Origin of the sequence: Kitasatospora sp. NPDC058170 (assembly GCF_042883905.1) — a bacterium.
Lineage (GTDB): Bacteria > Actinomycetota > Actinomycetes > Streptomycetales > Streptomycetaceae > Kitasatospora.
Map to the genome: position 1 here is coordinate 200,959 of NZ_JBHVUV010000004.1, position 25,979 is coordinate 226,937.

Below are 25,979 nucleotides of genomic sequence, written 5' to 3' on the forward strand. Positions count from 1 at the left end.
CCGGCCAGGTCAGCCCTCGAAGTCGCGGGCGGCGGAGAGCTCGTAGGCGCGGTCCGGCTCGGCGAGGGCCGCCAGCACCTCGAAGCGGCGGTGCCACTGACCGACCGACCAGGCCAGGCCTGCCGCCAGGCCCTCCGGAGTGGCGGCGTGCAGCAGTCCGGGCGCCGGCGGCAGCTCGAACTCGTCGTCCTCGTCGGCCTCTTCGGCGGATTCCGGGTCGTACGGCGCCTCCGGGGTGTCCGCCGCGGCGTCCCAGCGCCAGTCCACGGCGGCCTCCTCGCCGTCCGGGCCGACCACCAGCAGCTCCTCGTGCTCCTCGTAGGCGACCGGACAGCCCGGCAGCAGCTCCCGCACCACGGCGGGGACGCGGTGCAGAGCCCCTTCGGAGAGCACCCGGCCGCCGGCCACCTCGCTGGCGAGCGAGACGTGCAGCCGCTCGGCGAGGTCGGCGGCCAGCGCCGGGGCGACCGGCAGCAGCGGGTAGGAGTGCAGGAGTTGGACCAGGTCGGGGGCGTCCGCCACGACCGCCTCGGTGGCGTCCACGATCACCGTGTGCGCCGGGCGGCGGCCGGTCTGCGGGTCCAGCGGCGGCAGCGCCCGCACCACGTCCAGGGGGTCGATCCGCTCGGCGTCGACCCGGGCCAACGCGCTGTGGACACCGTGCAGTTGGCGGTGCCCGACGCCGGAGGCCGGGTCGGTGAGGCGGTCCAGCAGCTCGTCCGGGCCGTGCGGTTCGGCGAGCAGCGCGGCCAGCGTGGTGCGCACCCCCAGCGCGTGCAGGAACTGCTCGTCCAGCGTGGTCCGCGCCTCGTCGTAGAGGCCGCGCAGCAGCGGGTCGGCGCCGGCCGCGCGCAGGCCGGCCGGCTCGCGGCCGTCCAGGACCGGGTGGTCGCGCAGCCACCAGGCGGTGTACGGGGGCAGGTCCGCGTAGGAGCCGTTCGGCAGCAGGGTGCGGACGGGGTTGACCACCGCGTCGCGGTACGGCGGGCGGGCGAGCGCGGCGAGCGCCTGCGGCCAGGCGTCGTCGTCCACCAGGTCGAGGTCGCGGACGGCGAGCAGCTCGGCGGCGACCGGCGGCACCCCGGCGGTGTCGACGTCGTCGGCGTGCAGCGCCTCCAGGGCGTCCTCGGCCCACTCGGCGAGGCCGTCGGGCGCCTCGTCCAGCAGTCCGGTCGCCCGGCCGCCGGCCGCGCGGTCGGCGGGGGCGCTCGGGTCGAGCCGCTCCAGGTCGTCCGGGTCGAGCACCACGTCCTCGGCGCGGACCAGCACGAAGTCCGCCAGCACGCCCGTCGCGGTCAGGACCTCGGGGCCCCAGCGCTCCAGCAGCTCGTCGTCCACCCAGCCGGCGTCCTCCTCGCGGGCGAGCGCGGCGAGCGGGCTGTCGGGCAGGATCAGCTCGCCCGCGCGGGCCGGCTCGCCCTCGTCGTCCAGGAGCGCGAGGCGGGCCAGCCAGGGGTGCTCGCCGACGCCCGGGGCGGCCGCCTTGACCAGGGCCAGCACGGAGTCGGCCAGGTCGACGGCGGCGTCCAGGTCGTCCTCGGCCAGCTCGTAGGAGCGGGCGACGGCGGCCCGCACCTCGGGGGTGTCCAGCACCCCGGCCGGGGTGGCGGTGGCGGCGCCGAGCTTGGCCAGCAGCGGGTGCGCGGCCTCCGGGTGGGCGAGCCGCAGGTCGAGCAGCGCGAGGGCGCCGGCCAGCGACTCGGGGTACCCGGGGTAGGCGGCCCAGTCGGCGTCCTCCGAGGGCAGCAGGACCCGGCGCGGGCCGGTGACGGTCCGCCCGTCGGCGAGCGGGACGGGCAGCGCGCCGAGCGCCTCCGGGTCGGCCGCGCCGAGCGCCGCGTACAGGTTGCGCCACCAGGCGGGCTCGCGGTCCAGGCCACCGAGCTGGTCGACCACCTCGGCGAGCGGCACCCGGCGGACGTTCAGCACCCGCAGCTCGGTGCGGCGCTCCAGGCCGGCCGGCAGCAGCCCGGGGAAGATCGGCGCCAGCGCCTCCACCACCGAGCCGTCCGCGCCCTCCAGCAGTGTGGCGTCCCGGGGGCGCAGTGCGGGGGTGCCCTCCTCGACCGGTGCCGGGTGCGGCAGGAACGGCGTGCCGGGCAGCCGGCCGAGGACGGCGGCGCGCAGCGCGTTGTCCAGCGCGCCCTGGCCGAGCGGGCCGGGCACCAGGCCGAGCGAGCCGAGGTCCCCGCCGCGGGCGCGCAGCAGGTCGGCGTAGCTGTCGGCGGCGCGCTCGGTGAGGAAGTCGGCGAGCGGGCCGGGGGCGACGTGCCGCCGGGTGGAGTCCAGCGGGTAGGAGGCGATCAGCAGGGCGGGCAGGCCGAGCGGCTCGTCGCTGGGGGTGGGCGCGTGCAGCACGGGGGCGATCCCGGGCTGCTGCGGGGTGCCGTCGGCGGTGACCGGGACGGCCCAGGTCACCGTCCAGTACGGGCGGGCGCGTTCCTCGGTGGGGCGGTCGGCGAGCAGCGCGGCGTCGAGGGTGCCGGAGGCGCCGGCGGTCTGCCAGACGGTCTGCCGCAGCCGCCCGTCGGCGTCGTCGGTGACGACGACCTCGGTGACGCCCTCCGTGACGGCCTCGGCGGCGCCGTCGGGGCGCGGCCCGGCGGTGGAGCGGGTGAGGGTGCGGGTGCCGTCCGGGGTCTCCACCACGACCTCGGCGAGGCCGGGGAGGGTCAGCAGCAGGGCATCGTCGATGCCGGCCAGCAGGCGGCGGGTGAGGTCCTCGGCGGCGGCGTCGCGCAGCGGCAGCACCACCACGGTGTCGTACCCGTCGGGCGCCGGGCCCTCGGCGGCGAACGGCAGCCTCAGCAGCGGCACATGGCCGTCCCGGCGGCGCAGTTCGTCGGCCAGCGCGGGCTGTGCCTCGGCCAGCGAGCGGGCCTCCCCGAGCGACCAGCGCACACCGCCGCCGGCGCCGAGCACGGCGGGCTCGTCGGTGACGGCGAGGACGGCGGCGAAACCGACGCCGAACCGGCCCACGGTGGGCTGCTCGTCCACGCGCTTGGAGGACGCCCGCAGGGTGGAGAGCGATTCGACGGCGGCGGCGTCCAGCGGGGCGCCGGTGTTGGCGGCGGCCAGCACGCCGTCGGCGAGGGTGAGCCGCAGCCGGCCCGGGGCGCCGCCCGCGCGGACCGCGGCGTCGGCCGCGTTCTGCGCCAACTCGACGACCAGGCGGTCGCGGTAGCCGCCGAGGGCGAGTTCCTCCTCGGCGTTGGCGTCCTCCCGGAACCGGGCCGGGGAGGCGGCCCAGGCGTCCAGCACCCGTCGGCGCAGCCCGGCACTGCCGAAGTGGTCCGCGAGGTGCTCGTCCGTGCCGCTGCCGATGATCCGAGGTTCCACTGGACCTGCCGCCTTCCGCCGCCCTGTACTTCGTACTGGGGCATTCTTCCCTGCCGCAGGGACTGCTCCCGACCGGGGAGCCCGGCCACGGCCCGGACACCGGGCCCGGGCAGCGGAAACGACCGCCGCACCGGGAAGCACCGGAAAGCACCGGGAGGCACCGGAAACGGCCGCGGCCCGCCGCACCTGTCCGGTGGGCGGGCCGCGGCCGTACCGGGCTCAGGAGTGGCCGAGCTCCTCGGCGGGCGCGTCGGGCTCGACCGAACCGGAGGTGCGGTCCGGGTGGAGCTGGAGCGGCTCGACCACCAGCTCGTCCAGGATCAGCTCGGACGGCGCCGGCGGAGCCGGGATGACGGCCGCCTCGGAGTGCCCCCCGCAGCCGTAGGCGAACGAGACGATCTGGCCGTCGGCCGGACCGAACTCGTTGCCGCAGGCGCCGAAGGCCTGGCCGAGCGAACCGCCGATCGGGATCAGGAACCCGCAGCTGGCGCAGGACGCCGGAGCGGCCTGGGCCATCGGGGTCTGCGGGCCGTGCGCCTTCTCCCAGCGGTCGGCGGCCAGGTGCAGGCCGAGCCGGGAGAGCACCCGGGAACGCCCCAGGCCGAGCTCCGCGGCGATGGCGCCGATCTGGGCGCGCGCCGGAGCGGGCTGGATGTCGGGGTCGCTGACGACCACGTCCTCGTCGGCGACCAGGGCAGCCACGGAGTTCGGGGCCGGCTCGTCCTCGCCGGTCCAACCGGGCTCCAGGCGCAGGTCGTCGGCGTCGGTGGGCAGCAAGTCCCCCGGGCCCATGTCGCCCGGCTGCAGGCGCTCGCTCCACGGCACCCACTGCGGGGCCAGGACGGCGTCCGGGCCGGGCAGCAGGACGACCTCGTCCAGGGTCACGTTCTTGGCGCGCGGCGCCCGGGCGACCGTGACGGCCCAGTGCCAGCCCCGGTAAGCAGCGTCCAGGCACTCGAAGGTGTGGGTGACGACGCGTTCGGCGTCCGCCTGGACGCCGAGGTGGGCCCCCACGGTCTCTGCTCCGACGGCCTCGTCTGCTGCCTGCCGGGCGATTTCGACTGCCTCGGCACAGAGCCGATCAGGGGTACGGCTTCGCATCGCAGCACTCACGGCGTCGATTCTCTCCCAGTTCTTCTGTTGCCCACGGCGTGTTGCCTGTCCGTCGCGGCGCGGTGTCCCTCGTCCATTCTGCGCGACCACGGGCCGCTGCGGGTACCGGCCGCGCCGCTCATCCGCTCCGGCCGGCGACCCGGCAGCGCTGAGGCGGACCCTGGGCAGGCTACCCGTCGGTCGGCCACCCGGCACAGTCCGGGGCGGCGGCCGGCCCGCGGAGGCCGCGCCGAGCGGAGCGGAATCCCGCGTTGCCGTCCCGATTCTGGGGCAGGATGGGCTTGTGGCGGACGAAAAACCGCCGCAGCACGCACTGCGCGCCTCGCAGGCCGGCAGCCCCGACGAGGCGGGTGCCGTGCCGCGGCAGCAGCCTCCGGTCCACTCTGCGGGCGAACCGCAGCCGGTGGACGGCTCCGGGCCGCCCGCACCGCTCACCACCGGTCCCGCGGATCCCCCCGGAGCGGTGGACCTCGTCAAACACCAGGCCGACTCCCCCGACGGGCCCGACGCAGCCGACGCAGCCGACGCAGCCGAGGATGCCGAGGAGGAGGAGCCGCGCCGCAACCTGCTGGTCCGCACCGCCTCCGCCGCCGGCGCCCGCACCGGCCGGGTGGTGCACGGCACCGGCCGGCGGATCCGCAAGGCCACCTCCGCCGAGGGCGCCGGCGAGTCCGGTCTCGCCAAACTGATCGAGCTGCACGCGCTGAACTCCTTCGGCGACATGCTGATCACCATCGCGCTGGCGTCCACCATCTTCTTCTCGGTGCCCACCGGCGAGGCCCGCGGCCGGGTCGCGCTCTACCTGCTGATCACCATGGCGCCGTTCGCCCTCCTCGCCCCGGTGATCGGCCCGCTGCTGGACCGGCTGCCGCACGGCCGCCGGGCCGCGATGGCGATGTCGATGCTGGCCCGCGCGGTGCTGGCCTGGACGATGGCCGGCACGGTGTCCGGCGGCGGGCTCGCGCTCTACCCGGAGGCACTGGGCGTGCTGGTGGCGTCCAAGGCGTACGGGGTGGTGCGCAGCGTCGTGGTGCCCCGGCTGCTCCCGAGCCGGCTGTCCCTCGTCAAGGCCAACTCCCGGGTCACCCTGGCCGGGCTGCTGGCCACCGGGCTGGCCGCCGGGGTGGGCGGGCTGCTGCACCTGATCGGCCCGGGCTGGCCGCTGCGCGGCGCCTTCCTGGTGTTCGTGGTCGGCACCCTGATGGCCTTCCACCTGCCGCACGCCGTGGACTCCGCCAAGGGCGAGGAGCGGGCCGTCCTGCACTCCGAGGTGCACGGCACGCAGCCGCCGAAGGCCACCCTGCGCACGGTCGGCCCGTCCGTGATCCTCGGTCTGCGGGCGATGTCGGCGCTGCGCTGGCTGGTCGGGTTCCTGGTGATGTTCCTGGCCTTCCTGCTGCGCGACGACCCGATCGGCGGGCTCCAGCCGACCGTGGCGCTGGGCCTGGTGGCGCTGGCGGCCGGGACGGGCAACACGCTCGGGTCGGTCCTGGGCTCGTGGCTGCGCACCAGGGGCTCGGAGGTGATCCTGACCAGCATGCTGCTGCTGGCCACGATGGCGGCCACGGCCGCGGCGCTCTGGTACGGGGTGGTGACGGTGGTGGCGGTCGCGGCCGTCGCCGGGCTGGCCGCCTCGCTGGGCAAGCTGGCGCTGGACGCGGTGATCCAGCGGGACGTCCCGGAGGCGGTGCGGACCTCGGCGTTCGCCCGGTCGGAGACGCTGCTGCAGCTGTCCTGGGTGGTGGGCGGCACGGTCGGCATCCTGCTGCCGCTGGACGGCGCGCTGGGGCTGTGGGTGGCGGTCGGGGTGGTCGGACTGGTGCTGCTGTGGACGCTTCGCTCGCTGGTCAAGGTAGGGGTGCGCCGCCGGGCGGCCGCGCCCCGGGTCGCCTGAGGCGTCCGGCCCGCGGACCCCTCGGGCTCCGGCCCCGGCCCCGGCCGGGTGGGCACAACACGCGGTTGCCGACCCCCGCGTAGCGTGATCGGCAAAGCCCGGTAGCCTCTGACGCATGAGCCTCAGCACCCGTGTCATCGCCGCCCTCGGCGCCGTCGTCGTGATCGGCGCCGGCACGGTCGGCGGGTCCATCGCCTTCGCGACGGGCCAGGACCAGCCCAGCGACCACCGCGCGACCCTCACCGTCGGCACCTCGTCGACCGAGGTGGAGCCGTTCTGCTTCAACGACGGCAAGCCGCTCACCGAGGAGCAGCAGGACGAGTGCCAGACCAAGGCCGGCGAGGCCCTGGAGAAGGGCGGCCTGCCCACCTCCGACGTGGTCTCCAGTGACCGGATCGGCGTCGGCGTGACGCCGACCGTGGCGGACCGCGGCTGGTGGGCCAACACCAACGGCGGCGGCCAGGCCCAGGGCGGCCGGTTCATCCTCGCCCCGGCGGCCAAGGGCGCCACGTTCTCCGGCTCGGTGCCCGCGAGCAACGCGCTGAACGCCTCCGGCAAGACCGTGATCACCGTGGTCGAGTCGGACCCGAAGCAGCCGGACGCGATCTACGCGGTCTGGTACTTCCGGCTGAACACCAAGGACGCCTGACGGCTCCCCGATGACCGTCCACGCTTTCGACGACGAGCAGTCGGGCCCCGAACAGGCCCGGCTGCTCGTCGTCGTCGCGGTGCCCGCCGAGGCGCAGGCGGTGCTGCGGGGTCTGCGGGAGCCCGCCCTCGTGCTGCCGGTGCCGGGCGGGGAGCTGCACCGCGCCGAACACGCCTCGGGCGTGCCGGTGGACGTGCTGGCCGGCGGGGTCGGCCCGGCCGCCGCCGCCTCGGCCGCGTCCGCCGCGCTCGGCGCCCGCCGCTACGGCCTGGTGGTCTCGGCCGGCATCGGCGGCGGTTTCGCCCCACACGCGCCGGTCGGCTCCACCGTGGTCGCCGACGCGATCGTCGCCGCCGATCTGGGCGCCGAGACCCCCGAGGGCTTCGCCGACGTCACCGAGCTCGGCTTCGGCACCGTCCGGCACACGCCCGCCCCGGCCGCGGTGGCGCTCGCCGCGGACGCCCTGGGTGCCGTGACCGGCACCGTTCTCACCGTCTCGACCGTGACCGGCAGCGCCGAGCGCGCGGCCGCCCTCACCGCCCGCCACCCGCACGCGGTGGCCGAGGCGATGGAGGGCTTCGGGGTGGCCGAGGCCGCCGCCCGGCACGGCCTGCCGGTGTTCGAACTGCGCACCGTCTCCAACCCGGTGGGCCCGCGCGACCGGGCCGCCTGGCGGATCGGCGAGGCGCTGGCCGCGCTGGAGCGGGCCTTCGGCGCGCTGCCCTGCCCGGAGCTGCTGAAGGAGGCCCGCCGTGGCTGAACGGCTGAGCATCGCCTACTCGCCCTGCCCGAACGACACCTTCGTGTTCCACGCCTGGGCGCACGGCCTGGTGCCCGGCGCGGACGCGCCCGAGGTCTCCTTCGCGGACATCGACATCACCAACGGCCTGGCCGAGCGCGGCGAGCTGGACGTCCTGAAGATCAGTTACGGCGCGCTGCCCTGGGTGCTGGAGGAGTACACCCTGCTGCCCTGCGGCGGCGCGCTGGGCCGCGGCTGCGGCCCGCTCGTGCTGACCCGGCCGGAGGCCTCGGACGACCTCAGCGGGAAGACCGTGGCCGTCCCCTCCGAGCGCTCCACCGCCTACCTGCTGTTCCGGCTCTGGGCGGCCGGCGCGGTGCCCGGCGGGCTGGGCAGGATCGTCGTCCTCCCGTTCCACGAGATCATGCCGGCCGTCCGGGACGGCCGGGTGGACGCCGGCCTGGTCATCCACGAGGCGCGTTTCACGTACCAGCAGTACGGGCTGCGCAGCCTGGCCGACATGGGCGAGGCCTGGGAGCGGGAGACCGGCCTGCCGATCCCGCTCGGCGCGATCGTCGCGCGGCGCTCGCTCGGCGCCGAGCGGCTGCGCGCGATCACCGAGGCGATCCGCGCCTCCGTCCGGCAGGCCTGGGCGGACCCGTCGGCGAGCCGGGAGTACGTGCTGGCGCACGCGCAGGAGATGGACCCGGACGTCGCCGACCAGCACATCGGGCTGTACGTCAACGAGTTCAGCGCGGACCTCGGCGAGGAGGGCTACGCCGCCGTGCGCGCACTGCTCACCCGGGCCGCCGCCGAGGGGCTGGTACCCCCACTCGACCCGGGTGCGCTGGACTTCTAGGACCTCTGGTACTTCCGGACCTCCAGGAGTTCCGGGCCGTTTCCCAGCCGGTCCTCCGGGCCGGGACGGGCCCCGCCGCCCGTCGGCGTCACACGTCGAACTGTTCCGCCACCCCGCGCAGCAGGACGGCCAGCTTCTGAGCGGTCGGCTTGGCCGGGTAGCGGCCGTGCTGCAGGCCCGGCAGTACCGCGTCCATGGTGGTGATCAGATCCTGGACGAGCGCCGCCATGTCGTCCGGGCTCTTGCGCTGGGCGGCGGCCACCGACGGCAGGGCGTCCAGCAGCTGCACGCCCATCGCCTGGTCGCCCCGGTGGCCCGCGACCACGCCGAACTCGACCCGCTGGCCCGGCTTCAGCACGGTGACACCGGCGGGCAGCGCCTTGGTGTGGACGAAGACATCGCCGCCGTCGTCGCGCGACAGGAAGCCGAAGCCCTTCGTCTCGTTGAACCACTTGACCTGGCCGGTGGGCATCTCGAACAGTCCTCGATGTGGGTGTGAGGGATCCCGGCCCTGGCCGGGGATCTCTGGGTGGTGGGGAGGGCGGGCCGACCGCCGGTCCGCCCTGGGGGCGCTCATGGTCAGCACGCTGTAGAGAGCAGACTAACGGTCCGTCACTGCCTCATCCGCGTTCCGCGGAAGATCCGTGCGGGGCTCTGGAGGCCGCGGGCGACCAGGGGCTGGCATGGCCGGGGCGCGGCTTCGCGCTTTCCACTGGCTCACACCCCCGGTCTGAGGAGACGGGGCGCAGGTGTCGCACCCCTCGGCACAGCCTGCATACCCCCGCCCAGCAGGGATCAAAACTCCCAGCTGCCGGGAAACTGCGCAACGTGACGACCCGGACGGCCCGGACGCCCCGCGGGGCCGTCCGCGGCCTCTGCGAGACTGGACCCGCCCGTGGGGCAGACCGACCGCAGAGGAGAGCGACCCGATGAGCAGCCAGAGCACCGACCGAGGCGACGCCTACGTCAAGGCCGGAACGATCGTCTTCGGGCTGGGCGCGCTCGCCACCCTGGTCACCTTCGTCCCGCTGTTCCTGGACCTCACCCCGCTGCCGACGGCCGCGTACTGGCTCAGCATGCTGATGCCGCTGGGCTTCCTGCTGGCGCTGACCGGGCTGCTGCTCTCCGCGCGCGCCCAGCGCCGCCGGGTCCGCGCCCGGGCCGAGGCCCGCGCCTAGCCCGGATCGCCCGGGTCGCCCGGGTCCAGGGCGCCCGGGTTCAGCCCGCCACCGTCGCCAGGTGTCCGGCCAGCCAGTCCGGGAACTCCGTGAGGTCCGTCAGCACCACGTCCGCGCCCGCCGCCAGCAGCTCCGCGGCGCCGTACGGGCCGGTGGCCACCCCGACCGCGACGGCGTCGGCGTGCCGGGCGCCCCGGATGTCGCCGAGGTGGTCGCCGACGTAGACGCTCGCGCCGTGCTCGCGCAGCGCGTCGCCCTTGGTCTCCGCCCAGAGGTCGCCGACCAGCGCGTCCGCGTGCAGGCCCGCGTGCTCCAGGTGCAGCCGGGCGTTCGGCTCGTACTTGCCGGTGATCACCGCGATCCGGCCGCCGTGCGCGCGGACCGCCTCGACGGCGGCGTACGCGCCGGGCAGCGCCACGGTGGGGGCGAACGCGTGGTCCCGGTACAGCTCGCGGTAGCGGTCGGCGATCGCCGGCACCCGCTCGGCCGGGAACCAGTTGCGCAGCTCGTCCAGGAGCGGCGGGCCGAGCCGGGTCACCACCAGGTCGGCGTCGATGTACGTCCCGGTCTCCGCCGACAGCGCGACGTACGTCGCCCTGATGCCGGGCCGGGTGTCCAGCAGGGTCATGTCGAGATCGAAGCCGACGGTGAGCGGGGCGTCCGGGAACGTAGGCATGGCGCCAGGCTATCCAACGCGGTCGGGCAGGCGATTTGCCCCGGCTTCTGCAGGGAACTTAGGTTTGCCTGAGCTATCTGCGAGAGCGAGCCCATGACCGACACCATCGCGCCGGCGCCCGTCCCCGGGCCCCGCCCCGCGCCGGCGGCCGCGCCCGGCAAGCGGCGCCTGCTGCGGCGCCGAATACTGTGGCTCGCCGCCGCGCTGACCCTGCTGGTCGCCGCGGTGCTGCTGAGCCTGGCGGTCGGCAGCCGCACCATCCCGTTCAGCGAGACCGTCGACGCGCTGCTGCACGGCGGCGACTCCGCCAACGCCGTGGTGATCCGCGAGCTGCGGGTGCCGCGCACGGTGGTGGGCCTCGCGGTCGGCGCGGCGCTCGGCCTGGCCGGGGCCGTGATGCAGGGCATCACCCGCAACCCGATCGCCGACCCGGGCATCCTCGGCGTCAGCCAGGGCGCGGCGGCCGGCGTGGTGCTGGCCATCTCCGGGTTCGGGGTCTCCACGCTCACCGGGTACGTCTGGTTCGGCTTCGCCGGCGCCGTCCTCGCGACCGTGCTGGTGTACGGGCTGGCCGGGCGCGGCCGGGGCGGGGCCACCCCGATCAAGCTGGCGCTGGCCGGCTCCGCGATGTCCGCGGTCATCGCCTCGCTGAACACCCTGGTGCTCACCACCGACGCCGCCACCATGGACCAGTTCCGCTTCTGGCACGTCGGCTCGCTCTCCGGGCGGACCGCCGACGTGGCCTGGCAGCTGCTGCCGTTCCTGCTGGTCGGCACGGTGCTGGTGTTCTCGGTGGCGCGGGGCCTGGACGCGCTGGCGCTCGGCGACGACACCGCCAAGGGGCTCGGCGCCAGGACCGGGCTGGTCCGGGCGGTGGGCGCGCTCGGTGCCACCGTGCTGACCGGCTCGGCGGTCGCCGCGGCCGGACCGATCGCCTTCGTCGGCCTCGCCGTCCCGCACGCCGCCCGCGCGGTGGCCGGCGCCGACCACCGCTGGGTGCTCGGCCTCTCCGCCGTGCTCGGCCCGGCGCTGCTGCTGCTCGCCGACGCGCTCGGCCGGGTGCTCTTCCCGCCGTCCGAGGTGCCCGCCGGTGTGATGACCGCCCTGGTCGGGGTGCCGGTGCTGGTCGCCCTGGTCCGGCGCCGCAAGGTGGTGGCGGCGTGAGTGCGATCTCCCTGCGCGGCTACACCGTGCTGCGCGCCGGCCGCGCCTCCTTCCTGCTGCACCGCCGCTCCGCCCTGGCGGCCGGCGGGCTGCTGCTGGCGCTCGCCGCCACCGTGGTCGCCTCGCTCTGCCTGGGCGAGTCCGCCGTCCCGCCCGCCGAGGTGCTGAAGGTGGTGCTCGGGCAGCCCAGCCCGCACGAGCTGGTGGTCGGCGAGTTCCGGCTCCCCCGGGTGGTGGTCGGCCTGCTCGTCGGCACCGCCCTGGGCCTGGCCGGCGCGCTGATCCAGACCGTCGCCCGCAACCCGCTGGCCAGCCCCGACGTGGTCGGGGTCTCCTGGGGCGCCACCTCCGTCGTGGTCGGTCTGATGGCGTACGGCGTGGTCGACTCCACCGGCCAGGTGCCGTACGCGGCCGTGGCGGGCGGTCTCGTGGCCGGGCTGCTGGTGTACGCGCTGGCCTGGCGGCGCGGTCTGCACGCCCAGCGGTTCGTGCTGATCGGCATCGGCATCAGCGTCGCGCTCTCCTCGCTCACCTCCGTCTTCCTCACCAAGGGCGACGGCTTCCAGGCGCAGGCCGCCAAGGTCTGGATGACCGGCAGCCTCAACGGCTCCGGCTACGACCAGGCCGGCTGGCTCGCCTGGGTGCTGCTGGCCGCCGTGCCGGTGGCGCTCTGGGCGGCGCGGGCGCAGCGCTCGATCTCCTTCGACGACGCCACCGCCGTCGGGCTGGGCCTGCGGCTGGACCGGATCCGGCTCGGCATGGCGCTGCTCGGCATCGTGCTGGCCTCCTGCGCGGCGGGCGCGGCCGGCCCGGTCGACTTCGTCGCGCTGATGGCCCCGCAGATCGCCCTGCGGCTGACCCGCTCGGCCCAGATCCCGCTGCTCTGCTCGGCGCTCACGGGCGCGCTGGTGGTCGTGCTGGCCGACCTGCTGGCCCGGCGGCTGCTGGCGCCCACCGAGCTGCCGGTCGGCGTGGTGACCGGCCTGGTCGGCGCGCCCTACCTGATGTGGCTGCTGATCCGCTCCCGCACTCCGTTCCGCCGTGGAGGTTCCTGATGTCCGCCCAGCCGACGGCCGCCCGCCCGGTGCCCGCCCCCCGTCTCGAAGCCCGCGGCCTGACCCTCGCCTACGAGGCGCGCACGGTCGTCGAGGGGCTGGACCTGGTGGTGCCCGAGGGGCGGGTCACGGTGATCGTCGGGCCGAACGCCTGCGGCAAGTCGACGCTGCTGCGGGCGCTCGGGCGGCTGCTGAAGCCGGTGCGCGGCGCGGTCCTGCTGGACGGCGCCGAGCTGGCGCGCGTGCCCACCAAGCGGATCGCCCAGCGGATCGGGCTGCTCCCGCAGTCCCCGACCGCGCCGGAGGGCATCTCGGTGGCCGACCTGGTCTCGCGCGGCCGCCAGCCGCACCAGAGCTGGTGGCAGCAGTGGTCGGCGGACGACGAGGCGGCGGTGACCGAGGCGCTGGAGCGCACCTCGACCGCCGAACTGGCCGAGCGCAGCGTGGACGAGCTCTCCGGCGGCCAGCGGCAGCGGGCCTGGATCGCGATGGCGCTCGCCCAGGGCACCGACATCCTGCTGCTGGACGAGCCGACCACTTTCCTGGACATCGCCCACCAGGTGGAGGTCCTGGACCTGGTGCGCCGACTGAACGTCGAGCGCGGACGGACGGTGGTGGCGGTCCTGCACGACCTCAACCAGGCCGCCCGGTACGCCGACCACCTGATCGCGATGCGCGACGGGCGGATCGTCGCCCAGGGCGCGCCGGGCGAGGTGGTGACGGCCGAGCTGGTCCGCGAGGTGTTCGGGCTGGACTCGGTGGTCGTCCCCGACCCGGTCACCGGCACCCCACTGGTCGTGCCGGGCGCGCCGTGGGCGGTGAAGACGGACGCCTAGCGGGCAATTCGGACATAATCGACGCGCCGACAGCCGCGTCCGTCCCTGTCCGCACCCCGCCGTCCGAATCCGTCGGAGGACCGCCGATGCCCCCGATCTCCCGCCGCACCCTGCTCGCGGGGCTCGGGGCGGCCGCCCTCACCGGGTGCAGCGCACGGCACACCGCGCCGCCGCTCGACAGCGCGGTGCCGGAGGCGTCGCCCAGCCCCACGCCACTGCCCGACGTCACCGTCGCCGCGGCCACCGGGCCGGTCGCCGTGCCGGGCGCGCCGATGCGCGTGGTCGCCCTGGACACCGCCGAGTTCGACTCCGCGCTGACCCTGGGCATCACCCCGGTCGGCGTCGCGCTGGCGGCCGCGGACTCCGGGTTCCCCGGGTACTGGCCCGCCTCGCGGCTCGCCGGGATCACCCGGGTCGGCGACATCGGCGCCCCGGACCTGGCCGCGATCCGCGCCCTGCGGCCCGACCTGATCCTCTCCAACCAGACCAGGGACGGCTCCCGCTACGACCAGCTGCGGGCGATCGCGCCCACGGTGCTGAGCCAGACCACGGGCGCGCCGTGGAAGGCGAACTTCCAGCTGCACGCCCAGGCCCTCAGCCGGCAGGAGGCGGCCGCGGCCTTCGTCGGCTCCTACCAGCGGCACGTCTCCCAGACGGTCCAGGCGCTGGCCTCCGCCAAGGCGTCCGGGCGCAGGGTCAGCGTGGTCCGCTTCGTCGAGGGCGCCCCGATCCGGCTGTACGGGCGGCAGAACTTCCTCGGCACGGTGCTCGCCGACGTCGGGCTCGGCCGCCCGGACGCGCAGAACGTCGACCAGTTCGACGTGGAGGTCCCGCCCGACCAGATCGCCCGGGCCGACGCCGACCTGCTGGTGTACGCCACCTACGGCGACCCGGGCCGGGCCGGTACCCCCGGTGTGCTGGCGAGCCCCGGCTGGCAGGGGATGGGCGCCGTCCGGGCGCACCGGGCGTTCGAGGTCGACGACCGGCTCTGGTTCCAGGGCATCGGCTACACCGGGGCCAACTTCGTCCTCGCCGAGCTCCAGCGGTTCCTGGGGGCCTGAGCGGGGCCCCTGCCGGTCCGGGCCTACCGGTCGAGCCCTGGTGGTGGAGCCGCTCCCGGCTCCGCCGCACCTGACGGGCCCCTCGCCGATCGGCGGGGGGCCCGTCGGCGTCAGCCCTCGTCGCCGGTGCGCAGCTGCTCGGCCGACTCCCGGTAGGCCTCGGCGGCGCGCTCGAAGTAGTCGAAGAGCGTTTCGAGCTGCTCGGGCGAGTAGCCCCCGAGGATCTCGCCGATCCGCCGCCGCGCGGGGCCCATGACGCGGTCGAGGTCGGCGGGCCCGCCGAGCGGCTCGACGATGACCTTGCGCCGGTCGCCGGGGTCGGGCGCGCGGCGCACGTAGCCGGACTGCTCCAGCCGGTCGATCAGGCGGGTGGTCGGACCGGTCGTCAGGCCGGTGCGCGCGCTCAGCTCGCCGGGGGTCATCGCCCCGGCCAGTTCGAGGATGTTCAGCGCGTACAGGTCGGTGGCGCCGAGTTCGCACGCCCGGGCGCTCGCGTGGCCGTGGAGCATCACCGCGCTCAGGTACCGGCGGTAGACCTCGCTCGCGTCGGATCGCATGGCAGGCGTTGACACGGGATCCCCCTCTCCATAATCTCTTCCCCAGAGAAGAGAAATCTTCGACACAGTAACTTCCTCAAGGAAGTTACCACGGGAGGGACCCACCATGCCTGTCACCACCGACGCTCCGACCGGGCCCGTCGAACCGGCCGAGCCCACACCCGCCGGGGCGCCCGCGGTCGGCCCGCTGCCCCACAGCCACGCAGGTGGCCGCACCCGCCGCCGCACCGTCAAGCGCGTCCTCGGCGCGACCGCGCTGGCGCTGGCCGTGGCCGCCGGCTCCGGCTACCTGTGGCTCGACGCCACCTCCGAGGTGCAGAACCTCGGCCAGAGCGACTGCACCGCCGTCGCCCCGGCCGTCACCCCCACCCCCGCCGGAGCGGCCGCCGCCGAGGACCAGCGGGCGGTCTGCGACACCCTGCACTCGCTGGCCGAGGCCTGGGGGGCCGGCGACGCCACCGCGTACGGCGGGCACTTCACCGCCGATGCCACCTACACGACCTACGTCGGCACCCACTACCAGGGCCGCCGCGACATCACCGAGGCCCACCGGGCGCTGTTCGGCGGGTTCCTGAAGGACACCAGGCTGGCCGACTCCTTCCTCGGCATCCGCTTCTACGGCCCCGACACCGCGGTGGTCACCAGCCGCGGCGACACCTACACCGGCACGCCCAAGAAGCCCGCCGAGCTGTCCAAGACGCAGTCGTACACGCTGGTCCGCCAGAACGACCGCAGCTGGCGCATCGCCGCCTTCCACAACACCCAGCGCCAGTCCGTCATGGAGCGCATCTCCTTCCTGTGGGACCCGTCGACCAGGCCGGAGGCCGAGAAGTGAGCACGCACACCCCCGCCACCCCCGCCCGGGAGGCCGACGCCGCCGCGATCCGCGCCCTGCTGGAGCGCAGCCGCACCGCCTGGGGCCGCGGCGACGGCGCCGCCTACGGCGAGCAGTTCACCGCGGACGCCACCGACGTCACCTACACCGGCACCATCTACCGGGGCGGGCCCGAGATCGGCCGCGCCCACCAGGCCCTGTTCGACGGCTTCCTCAAGGGCACCAAGCTGAGCCTGGAGATCACCGAGCTCCGCCTCCTCGGCCCGGACACCGCCGTCGTCCTCACCCGCGGCGACGTCCACAAGGGCCGCCCGAAGCGCCTCGGCAAGCTCGCCACCTACACGGTCGTCCGGGAGCCGGGCGGCGGCTGGCGGATCGCCGCCGTCCAGAAGACCGGGCGCAAGCGCCTCCTGGAAGCCCTCTCGTTCCGCCTCCAGCCCGCCACCCGGCCGGCCGCGCACTGAGCGGCGCAACCGCGAGATGGACGGCACAACCACGGATAATCCGAGCTCAGCACATGTGATCGACCTTCCAGCGGAGATCGTCGACTGGACTGGTCAGTAATCAGCGACGCTGCAACGGACAGGCCGGTGGCATCTCGCCAGTCGGACTGAACGTCCGGGGACAGGACACAGCGGCCACCGATCGGAGCTGTTGGCCACGAGTCCAGTACGTCCACACCACATCGTGCGGGAAAGTGCCGAGAAACGTCCGGGCATGGTCCAGCCGGACTGCCGATGCAAGGTCGGTTTCCAGCGCCGGGGAGCCTGCAAGCTGCCTGCCCAACCACTCCAGCACCTCCGCCGGTTCACCAGTCGTGATCCTGATCTGCGCCGCCGGTTTGGCGAGCCAGTGCATGAGCTCCAGCGGAGGCGCCAGGCCCGGCCAGAGAGGCCTCGCGCCATTCTGCAGCTCGGGGGGACGCCGCTCGATGTCCTCGGGCCGCCTACTGCCGACCCATGCGTACCCGTGCCAGTGAAGGCCAGGCCTGTTCCAGTGGTCCATGCACGCCCAACCTCGGGAAGGGCTGGTCGCTGCCCCCCACTGGTGTGGGGAGCAGCGACTCAACCTGCCTGCACGATGCGTCAGACGGCGGTGTCGAACCTGGACGGGTCGATTCCCGCCGCCTCCAGTTCGGCAGTGCTGAACCTCAACTCGGCACCGGGACGCTTGGTGTCGCCCATGACCCACAGGCCACCCGTCACGCCGGGGACCTCGCGCAGGGTGGCGCAGGTCTCGTGCTCGGACTGCTGGTTGCCGCCGCACGCCTTATAGGCGGTCAGCCCCGGCTGAATTTCGATCTCGTACAGGCCACTCACTGCAGTGCCCTTCCTGTTCGACACCGCGGGGAATCCGTCCCCGCGCGGTGGCGCACCGCAGACAGCCTGGCTCCAAGTACGCAGCTCTCGGCACAGAACTACCGTCAGTGATGCTCCATCACTACGACGGTATGGCGGCCCGGCCCGGCACATGGTTGGTGATTCCCAACGATTCTCACGCCGTAGCGCGGCGGCGAGCACGGGCAAGGAGCCTGTGCGCGTCAGGGCCGTAGGCGGCACTCGTCTCCAGCTCATCCCACGCCCGACGGTGAAGCGCCACGTCCTCCGGATCGTCCAGCCACATCTCCGCATGCCAGGACTCGGTAATGACCAGCTCATCGTCATGGATCGAGAAGCCGACGCCGGCGGGGACACTCAGCGCGGCGTCGAGGGGAATGACCCCCAACCGAACTCGCCCCGGGACCAACCATGGCACCAGGCACTCCAGCTGGTCTGCGAGCACCACGGGTGGGCACAGCCGGGAGATCAAGGCCGCTTCCCACACCAGGAAGTGAAAGGACCGACCACGGTCCTTGAGCACCCTCTGGCGGGCCATGCGGGCCTGCACCGCGGCCTCGACATCACGGATAGCCGGATGCACCGTCGTATACCTCGACAGCACACCACGGGCGTACCCGGCAGTCTGCAGCAGGCCGGGAATCAGCGTCGGGTCGAAGGACCGGCGGACACGAGTTCTTCCGCCTTGCGCAGCGTGCGCCTCCTGCACTGGGAGATATCCGCCGGCGAGCTGCCGGCGCCATGACCGGTACTGCGTCTCAAGGGTCCGCAGGCGGCCCACCAGCTCGTCGGCCGCATCCGGCCGGCCCGTGCCCTCCACCCACGCTCGCACGTCGGCGAGCGTGGGCGTCTGCTTGCCGGTCTCCAGCTTGCTGACCTTCGACTGCGGCCAGGCCAGGCGGGCTGCCAGGGCACGCCCCGAAAGGCTGCTCTCAGCACGGAGCTCGCGCATCCGGGTACCGAGAGCGACCCTTGCCTGCTGGTAGTCGGTGCTCACATGGCGGAAGTTACCTGACCGAGGAAGTCCGCGTAGGGCACCGCGTGGTGCCAGGCTGCGTCCCGGACCTGGCAGGCCCGGAGGACCTCCAAGGGGTCCGTGACCAGTTCCATCCCGACCGTCCGATCGCCCTCGAAGTGGAAGCGGGCCACCGTGCGGGAGTCGAAGAGCCAGAAGTCGGACAGTCCGGCCAGACCCGCCGCCTCGGCATCGGAGCGCCACATGCAGCGGATGTCCTCGCCGGCCGCCACGTTCGTCCGGGCACAGGCCAGGAGGTAGCGCTGCCCCTCGGTCGGCGGGTTGTCCACCAGGCGCACGCGCTCGAACCGCTTGCCCTTGCCGATCATGCGGCGCACATTCCCGAACCAGGGGTGCCCGACCTCCCCGGCGGTGTCCCCCGTCCGCAGGAACTCAGCGTAGGAGGGCATCAGCTGGTCGGACAGGTAGCCCGTCCTGGTCTCCAGCCGCCAAGCGGTGTGCTCGAAACCGTCGTTGATGAATTCGGTGATCTTCTGCTGCGGGACGAACTCCGGCACTGACGTTGACTCCTTCGGTGGGGGCCTCGTCGTCGTTGACGTTCCCGGTTTTCCTGCCGCTCATGGCGGCGGGCCCCCGCCTCGGTGGCGGGGGCCCGTTGCCGTGGGTGGGGTCAGGTGGGTATGCGGTGGCGGCCCTGGGGGGTGGGGTTGGTGGTGTTGCGGTGGTGGGTTTCGGGGCCGTAGTGGCCGGCCTGGCGGGCGATCCAGGCGTACTCGGTGGTGCCGTCGGGGAGTTGGCGCAGTTCCCAGCGGCCGTGGCGGGTGATCGGCTTGGGCGGCGCGAGGGTGTGCGGGTCGTCGTTGACCTTGAGGGCGGTGATGACGCCGAGGGCGACGGTGGCCAGGGCCAGCGCAAGGAGGGTGAGGAGGGCGGCGCCGACGAGGAAGCTCGCGGTGCCGGTTCTCATCGGCGGATCCCGATGACGCGCTGGCCGAGGTGGGCGGCGAGGGCGTCGAGGAGGTCGTGGGCCTGGTCGCGGGTGAGCGGGAGGGCGAGGTGCTCGCCGGGGCCCGCCTGGATGTCGAGGTCGACGGCCACCCGCAGCTGGACGGCGGCGTCGGGGGCCTGCTCGACGGCGAGGTAGGCGATGGTGGTGCGCTCGGTGTGGATCGCCTCGGTGACGAGGGGGATCAGGACTCCCACAGGTCGTTCCTCTCGGTGTCGCGGAGGAGGTGGAGGAGGTTGAGGAGGGTGGCGACGGGGGCGTTGCCGAAGTCGATGAGGATCCGGCCGTCGACGGTGCCGCCCAGGGTGGCGGCGGAGCCCCAGCGGATGCCGAACTTCGCTCCCCGGGTGTGGAGTTCGCCGAGGAGGGTGGTGATCTGGGCGTCGGTGTAGTCGCGCATCCGGGGGTCGTCCGGGGCGATCGGCTCGCGGCGGGCGGCGCTCATGCGGCGCAGTCCAGCTCGAACCAGACGCACTTGCCGTTCTTACGGGGGTTGGCGCCGAACCGGTGGGTGAGGGAGCGGACGAGGTGCAGGCCCCGGCCGGAGAGCTCGTAGGGGTCGGCGGCGAGACGGGGCTCGGGCAGGACGGGGCTGTCGTCCGCGACGGAGACCCGCAGGGTGCGGGTGGCACCGAGGAGGACGACGACCACGGTCGGGGCGGGGCTGCCGGCGTGGCGCCAGGCGTTGACGTACAGCTCGTGAAGGGCGAGTTCGGCGTCGGCGATCAGGCCGTCCGGCCAGTCGGCGAGGGAGAGGGCGTCACGCAGCTCCTCGCGGGCGGCGGACCAGTCGGGCGGGTTGTGCGGGTTGTGCTGGCTGAAGGCGCACATGAGGGAACCTCCGGATGAGGTCAGTGGAGTGGGGTTCGTCGATCACCGGCGGATGCGTCACCGTGAGCCAGGCCAGGACATGGCTGCTCTGCGGTGCGAGGGCAGCAGGCGCCTACTGCCCTGAAAACAGGCGTTACTGACGATCCATCGGACGATGTTCCATGACCGTATCGCACGATCATGGTAAATTTTCCATGGATTCGAGATATTCCCTCTAACGTGGCAACTGCGGGACTGGATAGACCCGTGCGCGGCCAGCGCGGCAGACTGGGACCACCCTTGTCCGGAAGGAACCCATGGCCCGCACGAACCCAACACTCCGTCAACGCAGGCTGGGCGTTGAGCTGCGAAGGATGCGTGAGCAGGCTGGTTTCGGCGGGAGCCAGCTCGGCAGAGCCGTCGGGATGAACCCAGCCCAGGTGACGCAGATGGAGTCGGGAAAGATCGGCATCAGCGTGGAGCGCCTGCGCACCATCGCCGCAACGTGCATGTGCGCCAACCAGCCACTGGTCGATGCGCTCGCCGACATCATCACTGATCGTGGGAAGCCCGGCTGGTGGGAGGAGTACCGCGAACCCTTGGCAACAGACTTCCTTGAGGTCGCAGAGCTTGAGAGCCATGCCCGGAGACTCTTCACGTACACGACCACCTTCATCCCCGGACTTCTTCAGACAGGCGCATACGCCTCAGCGCTTTTCGCCCAGGCATACCCGCCGCCAGCTCGCCATGAGGTTGATCTCCGAACCGCCTTTCGCATGCAGCGACAGCGTGTGGTCCGCTCTGGAGCTGTGCCCTACTCTGCCTTCATCCACGAGGCGGCACTTCGCATGAAGTTCAGCGACCTGAAGACCCATACCGATCAGCTCGCCGCCCTCATCGAAGACTCCGAGGACTCCAGAGTCTCCGTCCGCGTGGTCCCCTTCCACGCAGATGCGATCCCAAGTCCCAGCGAGAATTTCACCTATGCAGAGGGGCCAGTCACCGAGCTGGACGCCGCTCAGATGGACACCGGTCACGGCATTCAACTCTTCGATGCCCCAGCGCATCTCGCAAGGTTTCGAGTGCTCCTCGCCCGGATGGAGTCCACGGCATTCTCGGAGGAGAAGTCACGGGACTTGATCCAGCTCATCAAGAAGGAGATGGAAAGCAAGCATGACTAGTTCCGTGTGGCAGAAGTCAAGCTACTCCGGCGCGAGTGACAACTGTGTCGAGGTGCGCACGGCCGACGGCCTGGTCGAACTCCGCGAATCCGACGACGGCGACATCATCATCCGCACCACCCTCGCCAAGTTCGCCACGTTCCTCCAAGGCGCCAAAGCTGGCGAGTTCGACCATCACACCAACCCCACCACCTGACACTGCCCCTTCACCCCTTGGAGTGGGAAGTCGGACCCGCCGACTTCCCACTCCAAGGCCCCCAACAAGCGCGGCCCTCGCTCAGCGAGCGAGGGCCGCGCCGCAAACACCTGACCAGGTGAGGGGTCCCGCCGTGCCCGGATGCGGAGATCAGACAGCGGTCAGGCTCTTCGCCATGACCCGCTCCCGGCCGACGCCATCGGGCAGAAGATCGCCGGGCTCACCCGTGTCCGTGAAACCGCGCCGCTCATAGAGCGCGGTTGCCGTGCGATTGTCCGGCATGACGGCCAACCGCAGCGTCGTGGCGCCGCGCTCCACCGCCCACCGCTCGACCGCCTCGATCAGGCAGTCGCCCACACCCTTGCCCCGAGCCGTGGGGCTGACCCACATCGAGATCAACTCCACCTTCTCCGCCCCCTCGCCCGGCACTCCGCTGGCCATACCCACCGGAAGGCCGTCGAGGAGCGCGACGAGATCGTGCGCGCCGGGAATCGACAGGCGGGCACGCCAGCGCTCCTCCAGGTCTCCGGATCCCTGCCACTGGGCCAGTGTCGATCCGAACGCGTAGGGCGCCTCAGCAAGGGCAGCCAGTCGCAACTCCCGCCAAAGGGGCCAGTCGTCTGATGTCAAGGCGCGTAGTTCAAGCATGATCCAGAGCCTGCCCGCCCGCCGGGGCGGGCAGCAAGTCGATTACCACCGTGCAAACGAGGTCGTTCAGCCCTGCGACCAGCCGGAACCAGGGAGCACCGGTGGACGGCGGTGGGCACGGCGAAAGGGGGCGGGCGTGCTCAGGGCTCGAAGACGATGTCCACTGTCCTGGGCACGAGCCGCGGCCCGAGCCGGGCCAGGACACGCTCGTCCGACATCGAGCCCCCGAGGTCGAGGCGGTGCCACGCCGTCGCGGCCGAGGCACCCGAGATCCCCATCTCGAACGCCTCACAGAGGATGTCGAACATGAAGTACGTCTTCCGGGGGGTGCCGTCGTCGGCGCCCAGCTCGACGGACAGCCACCACAGCGTGTCGAGCGTCGATCCGCTCTCCCTGCCGTGGTCCCGCAGCCGCAGGATGAAATCGCGGCGGTCGAAACCCGGCTCGTGGAACGCGGGCATGATGTGGCTCCTTCCCATGGGTCCGTCACGGCCCTGCTCCGTGGGGTTGCCCCGTTCGCGCGGCCCCCGCTCAGCGAGCGAGGGCCGCGCAAACACCCCATCCATCACCCGAGACCCAAACGCTCGCCGACAAGCGAGAGCGATTCTCGCAAGCTGATCCACAAGGTTGCACGCGACCTCTGAGAAGCGCCGTTGTCGTACCGATCATGGTGGACATCGGGTCGGTTGAGGCGACTCGGTCGAGTGATCTCCAGCCGGTTCGCGCATGATGATCGACGCGCAGTGCCCGCGCACGGCGGTCACGGTACCGGCGTCCTCACGCGGATGGGCCGGCGCGAAGAAGGTCCCCGGACGCAGGTGGCGGTGGGCTCGGCGTTCGGTCAGGCCGCCGCGACGCGGGTGCAACTCGGCGCGACCGGGCGGCCGGTCACGCCGGCGCTGCTGTGCGGCGCCGGGTGGCACCTGGTGGTGCCGGGCGACCGCCACAACGGACGCCACCGCTCCCACGGCCAGCAGGGCCACGGCCGCCAGGGTCGCACCGTCGGGGTGGACGAGCGACTGGCCGCGCAGCGCTTGCCAGGTCAGGATCGCCAGCACGCCCGCGTACGTCCCGGCCCCCACCAGGACCAGGCGTAGGCGCGTCCGCTCGTCGGCCAACCGCGGGAACCGTCGGGACAGTCCGATCAGCAGCCAGGCGAGGAGCGGGACGGCCTGCAGCGCGTGCATTCCGACGAAGTGGGGGATGCGCAGGTCACCACCGGTACTGCTCCAGCCGGTCATGGCTATGCCGGGCGAGTCGTCGGCGACGCCGACGCTGTGCGCCCCCACGATGCCCACGGCGGCCCCGCTGCGCATGGCACCGACTTGGGCAGGGGTCGGGCTGGTCATGAGGAAGCCGAGCGCCATGCCCACCAGTGCGAGGAGCAGGCCGAGCCGGACGGACCAGGTGGCCGCGCGGTCCCCCGCCCGCTCGCGGAACACCCTGGCCGCGATGCCGAGGTTGGCCAGCCACAACGTGACGATCGAGGCGGCCATCGCGAACCAGAGGCCGGCGTCCAGCGGTGTGGCGATGTTGAAGTGGCTCCGCCTGCCGCGGAGCACCTGGCCGACGACGACCACCATCTCGATCACGTTGACGGCGACGATCGTCGTCCCGAGCCACCGGACCCAGCGGGGGACCGGGCGGCCCAGGGACAGCATCCACGCGAGGGTCACCGAGTAGATCGCGATGGAGAGGGAGAACTTGAAGGGCTTCAGCCAGATCGGCTCCCCGGCCAGGATCCGGTCGTCGACCGCGAGGCCGACGGCGGACGCCAGGGCGAGGGCCGCCATGGCCGCGGCGAGCAGTACCAGCGGGCGGTGCCAGAGGCGGATCGTCATCGTTTCCTCGGAGAGTGGACTGCACCGCGTCGCTCCACGCCACGCTGCGCTCAGAGTTGATTCGCTGAGCGCGCTTCGGCCCGCTCCTGACCTCGCCGCAGGGGCTGCACGGCCCGGCAGCCGATGCCGCGCACGTGGCGCTACCGGCTGAGCCGCGCCCGCCACCACTCGACGGTTGCCCCCAGCGCCTCGTCGATCGGGGTCGCCACCTCGCCGAAGGTCGCGGTGTACGCCCGGGAGTCGAGCACGAACGGCCGGTCGAACTGGTACTGCACCTCCCGCAGTTCCCCGAGCATGGGGTTGACCAGGCCGGCCAGGTGGAGTGGCCACCAGGGGATCCGGCCGACCCTGGCCGGCGGCAGACCCGCCAGCCGGCACAGGTGCCGGACCGCCTCCCGGGTCGACAGCGGCGGGGCGGTGGGAACGTGCCAGGCGCGTCCCCACGCCCGCTCGTCGGTACCGAGTCGTACGAGCGCACGGGCGATGTCGGGGATGTAGGTGAAGCTGTGCGGTGCGTCCGGATTGCCGATCAGCCTGACCGCACGGCCGGCCAGGAGCGCGGGCATCATCCGCTGGGCGAGGTGGCCGGCCTCGGTGACGCCGGGCCCGAAGAAGTCCGAGGCCCGCGCCTCCGTGGCGCGGATCCGGCCGGCCCGGTGCCGGTCCAACGCGTCGCGCCACATGCCGATGCGGACCCGGGCCTTGGTGCCGGTGCCCGCGAGCGGCAGGTCCTCCGTGATGGGAGCGTCGACGGGTCCGTAGCCGTACAGGTTGCCCATCGTCACCAGCACCGAGCCGGCGGGACTCCGCCGCGTCGAGGAGGGCGTTCGCGATCGGCGGCCAGTCGGTGGGCCACCGGTGGTACAGCGGGTTCGCGCAGTTGTAGATCACGTCGGCACCCTTGGTGGCCTGCCGGAGTGACGCCGTGTCGGTGACGTCGAGCGCCGTGCTCCCGTCGCCGCCGGAGCGGCTCAGGACGACGACCTCGTGCCCCTGTTCGTCGAGCAGTCGCGCCGTGGTGGCGCCGACGGGGCCCTTGCCGATGACGATGTGCCGTGCCATGGAGATCCCTCCCGGAGAATTGAGAGAGCAGTGCTCTCTTCGTTGAGGAGTGTTCTCGCAGTGGCGGGGAGAAGTCAAGAGCAGTGCTCTCTGTTGTGTGCACTGCTCTTGAATGACAGGATGGACGGCATGACGGCATCGCAGACCGCGCGGCAGCTGGCCCGCGCCGAGCTCACTCGCGCGATCAAGGAAGCCGCCACGCGCCAGCTCGCCGAGACCGGGGCGGCCGCGCTCTCGCTCCGCGCGGTGGCGCGCGACCTGGGCCTGGCCTCCTCTGCGCTGTACCGCTACTTCCCCAGCCGGGACGCGCTGCTCACCGCGCTGATCATCGACGCGTTCAACGCGGTCGGAGCGGCCGCGGAGTCAGCGGCGGCGTCCGCGGCGCCCGCCGATCCGGGCGTCCGCTGGCTTGCCGCATGCCGGGCGGTCCGCCAGTGGGCCCTGGCCCACCCGCACGAGTTCGCCCTGGTCTACGGCTCGCCCGTCCCCGGCTACCAGGCCCCCACCGACACGGTCGACCCCGCCACCCGGGTCACCCGTCTGATGGCCGGTCTCGTCGTCGAGGCACACAGCTCGGGCCTCCTGCGGCCCCCCGCGCAGCCGCTCCCCGGGCCGAGACTCGTCACCCAGCAGGTGCTCGACGGCGCGGGCGGGGCGCCGGCCGAACCGTACGCGGACCTGGTGGAGCGGTCGCTCACCCTGTGGATCTCCCTGATCGGCACGATCAGCTTCGAGCTGTTCGGTCACCTGAACGAGGTGATCACGGACCACCCCGCGTACTTCGACGCCGCCATGACCGTCGCAGCCGAGGCGATCGGGCTCCGTGTCGTACCGCCTCCTCCTGCGTGACACCCCCTGGAGTGGGGGGTGGGGGCCCCCCCCCACCCACACCCCCGCGGCAAAAAAACCGCGCCCCCCCCCGGCGTGGGAGGGCCCCCCCACCCCCCCCCCACCAGGGCGACACAGG

31 protein-coding genes and 1 pseudogene are annotated in these 25,979 nt (G+C 73.4%); 16 read left to right on the top strand and 16 right to left on the bottom strand.

Annotation, left to right across the window (positions count from 1 at the left end; all coding sequences use genetic code 11):
• Positions 1–9: 9 nt before the first annotated feature.
• Together ACFVVX_RS06995 and ACFVVX_RS07000 are read right to left on the bottom strand one after the other, a co-directional pair.
• The gene (locus ACFVVX_RS06995; RefSeq protein WP_387942252.1) at positions 10–3,339 is read right to left on the bottom strand and encodes a sacsin N-terminal ATP-binding-like domain-containing protein; all 3,330 of its coding nucleotides are present in this window, start codon (positions 3,337–3,339) and stop codon (positions 10–12) included.
• A gap of 219 nt (positions 3,340–3,558) precedes the next feature.
• The gene (locus ACFVVX_RS07000; protein WP_387942533.1) at positions 3,559–4,440 is read right to left on the bottom strand and encodes a DUF3027 domain-containing protein; all 882 of its coding nucleotides are present in this window, start codon (positions 4,438–4,440) and stop codon (positions 3,559–3,561) included.
• 577 nt (positions 4,441–5,017) lie between these two features.
• Here ACFVVX_RS07000 and ACFVVX_RS07005 point away from each other — a divergent pair.
• From ACFVVX_RS07005 to ACFVVX_RS07020, 4 genes are all read left to right on the top strand, one after another.
• Positions 5,018–6,346, top strand: coding sequence for an MFS transporter (locus ACFVVX_RS07005; protein ID WP_387942535.1), 1,329 nt, complete (start codon positions 5,018–5,020; stop codon positions 6,344–6,346).
• Positions 6,347–6,461: 115 nt separating this feature from the next.
• Positions 6,462–6,995, top strand: a complete 534-nt coding sequence (locus ACFVVX_RS07010) for a hypothetical protein (RefSeq protein WP_387942254.1) — start codon at positions 6,462–6,464, stop codon at positions 6,993–6,995.
• A gap of 10 nt (positions 6,996–7,005) precedes the next feature.
• Positions 7,006–7,755 (top strand): futalosine hydrolase, encoded by a 750-nt coding sequence (locus ACFVVX_RS07015; RefSeq protein WP_387942256.1) that lies wholly within the window; start codon positions 7,006–7,008, stop codon positions 7,753–7,755.
• A complete protein-coding gene (locus tag ACFVVX_RS07020; protein WP_387942258.1) occupies positions 7,748–8,593 on the top strand; it encodes a 1,4-dihydroxy-6-naphthoate synthase in 846 nt (281 codons plus the stop codon). The genes ACFVVX_RS07015 and ACFVVX_RS07020 overlap by 8 nt, the downstream gene beginning before the upstream one ends.
• An 88-nt stretch (positions 8,594–8,681) precedes the next feature.
• Here the strand turns inward: ACFVVX_RS07020 and ACFVVX_RS07025 are convergent, their stop codons facing one another.
• Entirely contained in the window at positions 8,682–9,065 is a 384-nt protein-coding gene (locus ACFVVX_RS07025; RefSeq protein ID WP_387942259.1) for a cold-shock protein, read from the bottom strand.
• Positions 9,066–9,522: 457 nt separating this feature from the next.
• Between ACFVVX_RS07025 and ACFVVX_RS07030 the strand changes: the two genes are divergently transcribed.
• On the top strand, positions 9,523–9,771 hold the full coding sequence (locus ACFVVX_RS07030) for a hypothetical protein (RefSeq protein WP_387942260.1): 249 nt from the start codon (positions 9,523–9,525) through the stop codon (positions 9,769–9,771).
• A 40-nt stretch (positions 9,772–9,811) separates the two neighbouring features.
• Here the strand turns inward: ACFVVX_RS07030 and ACFVVX_RS07035 are convergent, their stop codons facing one another.
• Positions 9,812–10,447, bottom strand: a complete 636-nt coding sequence (locus ACFVVX_RS07035) for an HAD family hydrolase (RefSeq protein ID WP_387942261.1) — start codon at positions 10,445–10,447, stop codon at positions 9,812–9,814.
• Positions 10,448–10,540: 93 nt separating this feature from the next.
• Here ACFVVX_RS07035 and ACFVVX_RS07040 point away from each other — a divergent pair, with 93 nt between their 5' ends.
• The 4 genes from ACFVVX_RS07040 (at position 10,541) to ACFVVX_RS07055 (ending at position 14,563) form a co-directional block, all read left to right on the top strand.
• Positions 10,541–11,611 carry a FecCD family ABC transporter permease gene (locus ACFVVX_RS07040; protein ID WP_387942263.1) on the top strand — a complete coding sequence of 357 codons (1,071 nt, stop codon included), beginning with the start codon at positions 10,541–10,543 and terminating at the stop codon, positions 11,609–11,611.
• Complete coding sequence (locus ACFVVX_RS07045; protein WP_387942265.1) at positions 11,608–12,666, top strand: FecCD family ABC transporter permease; 1,059 nt, start codon at positions 11,608–11,610, stop codon at positions 12,664–12,666. The genes ACFVVX_RS07040 and ACFVVX_RS07045 overlap by 4 nt, the downstream gene beginning before the upstream one ends.
• Positions 12,666–13,502 (top strand): ABC transporter ATP-binding protein, encoded by an 837-nt coding sequence (locus ACFVVX_RS07050; RefSeq protein WP_387942267.1) that lies wholly within the window; start codon positions 12,666–12,668, stop codon positions 13,500–13,502. Before ACFVVX_RS07045 ends, ACFVVX_RS07050 begins: the two co-directional genes overlap by 1 nt.
• A gap of 86 nt (positions 13,503–13,588) precedes the next feature.
• On the top strand, positions 13,589–14,563 hold the full coding sequence (locus ACFVVX_RS07055; RefSeq protein ID WP_387942269.1) for an ABC transporter substrate-binding protein: 975 nt from the start codon (positions 13,589–13,591) through the stop codon (positions 14,561–14,563).
• 110 nt (positions 14,564–14,673) lie between these two features.
• On the opposite strand, the gene ACFVVX_RS07060 is transcribed toward ACFVVX_RS07055, so the two are convergent.
• Complete coding sequence (locus ACFVVX_RS07060) at positions 14,674–15,120, bottom strand: MarR family winged helix-turn-helix transcriptional regulator (protein WP_387942271.1); 447 nt, start codon at positions 15,118–15,120, stop codon at positions 14,674–14,676.
• A gap of 106 nt (positions 15,121–15,226) precedes the next feature.
• On the opposite strand from ACFVVX_RS07060, the gene ACFVVX_RS07065 reads away from it, so the two are divergent.
• The gene (locus ACFVVX_RS07065) at positions 15,227–15,955 is read left to right on the top strand and encodes an SgcJ/EcaC family oxidoreductase (RefSeq protein WP_387942273.1); all 729 of its coding nucleotides are present in this window, start codon (positions 15,227–15,229) and stop codon (positions 15,953–15,955) included.
• The gene (locus ACFVVX_RS07070; protein WP_387942275.1) at positions 15,952–16,419 is read left to right on the top strand and encodes an SgcJ/EcaC family oxidoreductase; all 468 of its coding nucleotides are present in this window, start codon (positions 15,952–15,954) and stop codon (positions 16,417–16,419) included. The genes ACFVVX_RS07065 and ACFVVX_RS07070 overlap by 4 nt, the downstream gene beginning before the upstream one ends.
• Positions 16,420–17,040: 621 nt before the next feature.
• Here the strand turns inward: ACFVVX_RS07070 and ACFVVX_RS07075 are convergent.
• The 7 genes from ACFVVX_RS07075 to ACFVVX_RS07105 all read right to left on the bottom strand — a co-directional run bounded on the left by ACFVVX_RS07075 (position 17,041) and on the right by ACFVVX_RS07105 (position 20,105).
• Positions 17,041–17,274: a DUF397 domain-containing protein gene (locus ACFVVX_RS07075; protein WP_387942277.1), complete on the bottom strand. Its 234-nt coding sequence runs from the start codon at positions 17,272–17,274 to the stop codon at positions 17,041–17,043.
• A 175-nt stretch (positions 17,275–17,449) separates the two neighbouring features.
• Complete coding sequence (locus tag ACFVVX_RS07080; RefSeq protein ID WP_387942279.1) at positions 17,450–18,289, bottom strand: helix-turn-helix domain-containing protein; 840 nt, start codon at positions 18,287–18,289, stop codon at positions 17,450–17,452.
• A complete protein-coding gene (locus tag ACFVVX_RS07085; RefSeq protein ID WP_387942281.1) occupies positions 18,286–18,825 on the bottom strand; it encodes a DUF6879 family protein in 540 nt (179 codons plus the stop codon). Before ACFVVX_RS07085 ends, ACFVVX_RS07080 begins: the two co-directional genes overlap by 4 nt.
• Before the next feature lie 113 nt (positions 18,826–18,938).
• On the bottom strand, positions 18,939–19,235 hold the full coding sequence (locus tag ACFVVX_RS07090; RefSeq protein ID WP_387942283.1) for a hypothetical protein: 297 nt from the start codon (positions 19,233–19,235) through the stop codon (positions 18,939–18,941).
• On the bottom strand, positions 19,232–19,471 hold the full coding sequence (locus tag ACFVVX_RS07095; protein ID WP_387942285.1) for a hypothetical protein: 240 nt from the start codon (positions 19,469–19,471) through the stop codon (positions 19,232–19,234). Before ACFVVX_RS07095 ends, ACFVVX_RS07090 begins: the two co-directional genes overlap by 4 nt.
• Positions 19,459–19,719 (bottom strand): hypothetical protein, encoded by a 261-nt coding sequence (locus ACFVVX_RS07100; protein ID WP_387942287.1) that lies wholly within the window; start codon positions 19,717–19,719, stop codon positions 19,459–19,461. The genes ACFVVX_RS07095 and ACFVVX_RS07100 overlap by 13 nt, the downstream gene beginning before the upstream one ends.
• Positions 19,716–20,105 carry an ATP-binding protein gene (locus ACFVVX_RS07105; RefSeq protein ID WP_387942289.1) on the bottom strand — a complete coding sequence of 130 codons (390 nt, stop codon included), beginning with the start codon at positions 20,103–20,105 and terminating at the stop codon, positions 19,716–19,718. The genes ACFVVX_RS07100 and ACFVVX_RS07105 overlap by 4 nt, the downstream gene beginning before the upstream one ends.
• 296 nt (positions 20,106–20,401) lie before the next feature.
• Between ACFVVX_RS07105 and ACFVVX_RS07110 the strand changes: the two genes are divergently transcribed.
• Both ACFVVX_RS07110 and ACFVVX_RS07115 read left to right on the top strand, forming a co-directional pair.
• Positions 20,402–21,265, top strand: a complete 864-nt coding sequence (locus tag ACFVVX_RS07110) for a helix-turn-helix domain-containing protein (RefSeq protein WP_387942291.1) — start codon at positions 20,402–20,404, stop codon at positions 21,263–21,265.
• Complete coding sequence (locus ACFVVX_RS07115; protein WP_387942293.1) at positions 21,258–21,461, top strand: DUF397 domain-containing protein; 204 nt, start codon at positions 21,258–21,260, stop codon at positions 21,459–21,461. Before ACFVVX_RS07110 ends, ACFVVX_RS07115 begins: the two co-directional genes overlap by 8 nt.
• A 150-nt stretch (positions 21,462–21,611) precedes the next feature.
• On the opposite strand, the gene ACFVVX_RS07120 is transcribed toward ACFVVX_RS07115, so the two are convergent.
• Complete coding sequence (locus ACFVVX_RS07120; protein ID WP_387942295.1) at positions 21,612–22,109, bottom strand: GNAT family N-acetyltransferase; 498 nt, start codon at positions 22,107–22,109, stop codon at positions 21,612–21,614.
• A gap of 140 nt (positions 22,110–22,249) precedes the next feature.
• Positions 22,250–22,570, bottom strand: a complete 321-nt coding sequence (locus ACFVVX_RS07125; RefSeq protein ID WP_387942297.1) for a hypothetical protein — start codon at positions 22,568–22,570, stop codon at positions 22,250–22,252.
• Positions 22,571–22,813: 243 nt separating this feature from the next.
• Here ACFVVX_RS07125 and ACFVVX_RS07130 point away from each other — a divergent pair, with 243 nt between their 5' ends.
• Both ACFVVX_RS07130 and ACFVVX_RS07135 read left to right on the top strand, forming a co-directional pair.
• The gene (locus tag ACFVVX_RS07130; RefSeq protein ID WP_387942299.1) at positions 22,814–23,206 is read left to right on the top strand and encodes a hypothetical protein; all 393 of its coding nucleotides are present in this window, start codon (positions 22,814–22,816) and stop codon (positions 23,204–23,206) included.
• A gap of 268 nt (positions 23,207–23,474) precedes the next feature.
• Positions 23,475–23,792, top strand: coding sequence for a hypothetical protein (locus ACFVVX_RS07135; RefSeq protein WP_387942301.1), 318 nt, complete (start codon positions 23,475–23,477; stop codon positions 23,790–23,792).
• A gap of 298 nt (positions 23,793–24,090) precedes the next feature.
• On the opposite strand, the gene ACFVVX_RS07140 is transcribed toward ACFVVX_RS07135, so the two are convergent.
• Entirely contained in the window at positions 24,091–24,741 is a 651-nt protein-coding gene (locus tag ACFVVX_RS07140) for an NAD-dependent epimerase/dehydratase family protein (protein ID WP_387942303.1), read from the bottom strand.
• 139 nt (positions 24,742–24,880) lie between these two features.
• Positions 24,881–25,012, bottom strand: a pseudogene (locus ACFVVX_RS07145) (FAD-dependent monooxygenase); the annotation flags it as partial.
• Between the two features lie 129 nt (positions 25,013–25,141).
• Here ACFVVX_RS07145 and ACFVVX_RS07150 point away from each other — a divergent pair.
• Entirely contained in the window at positions 25,142–25,861 is a 720-nt protein-coding gene (locus tag ACFVVX_RS07150) for a TetR/AcrR family transcriptional regulator (RefSeq protein ID WP_387942305.1), read from the top strand.
• Positions 25,862–25,979 lie beyond the last annotated feature (118 nt).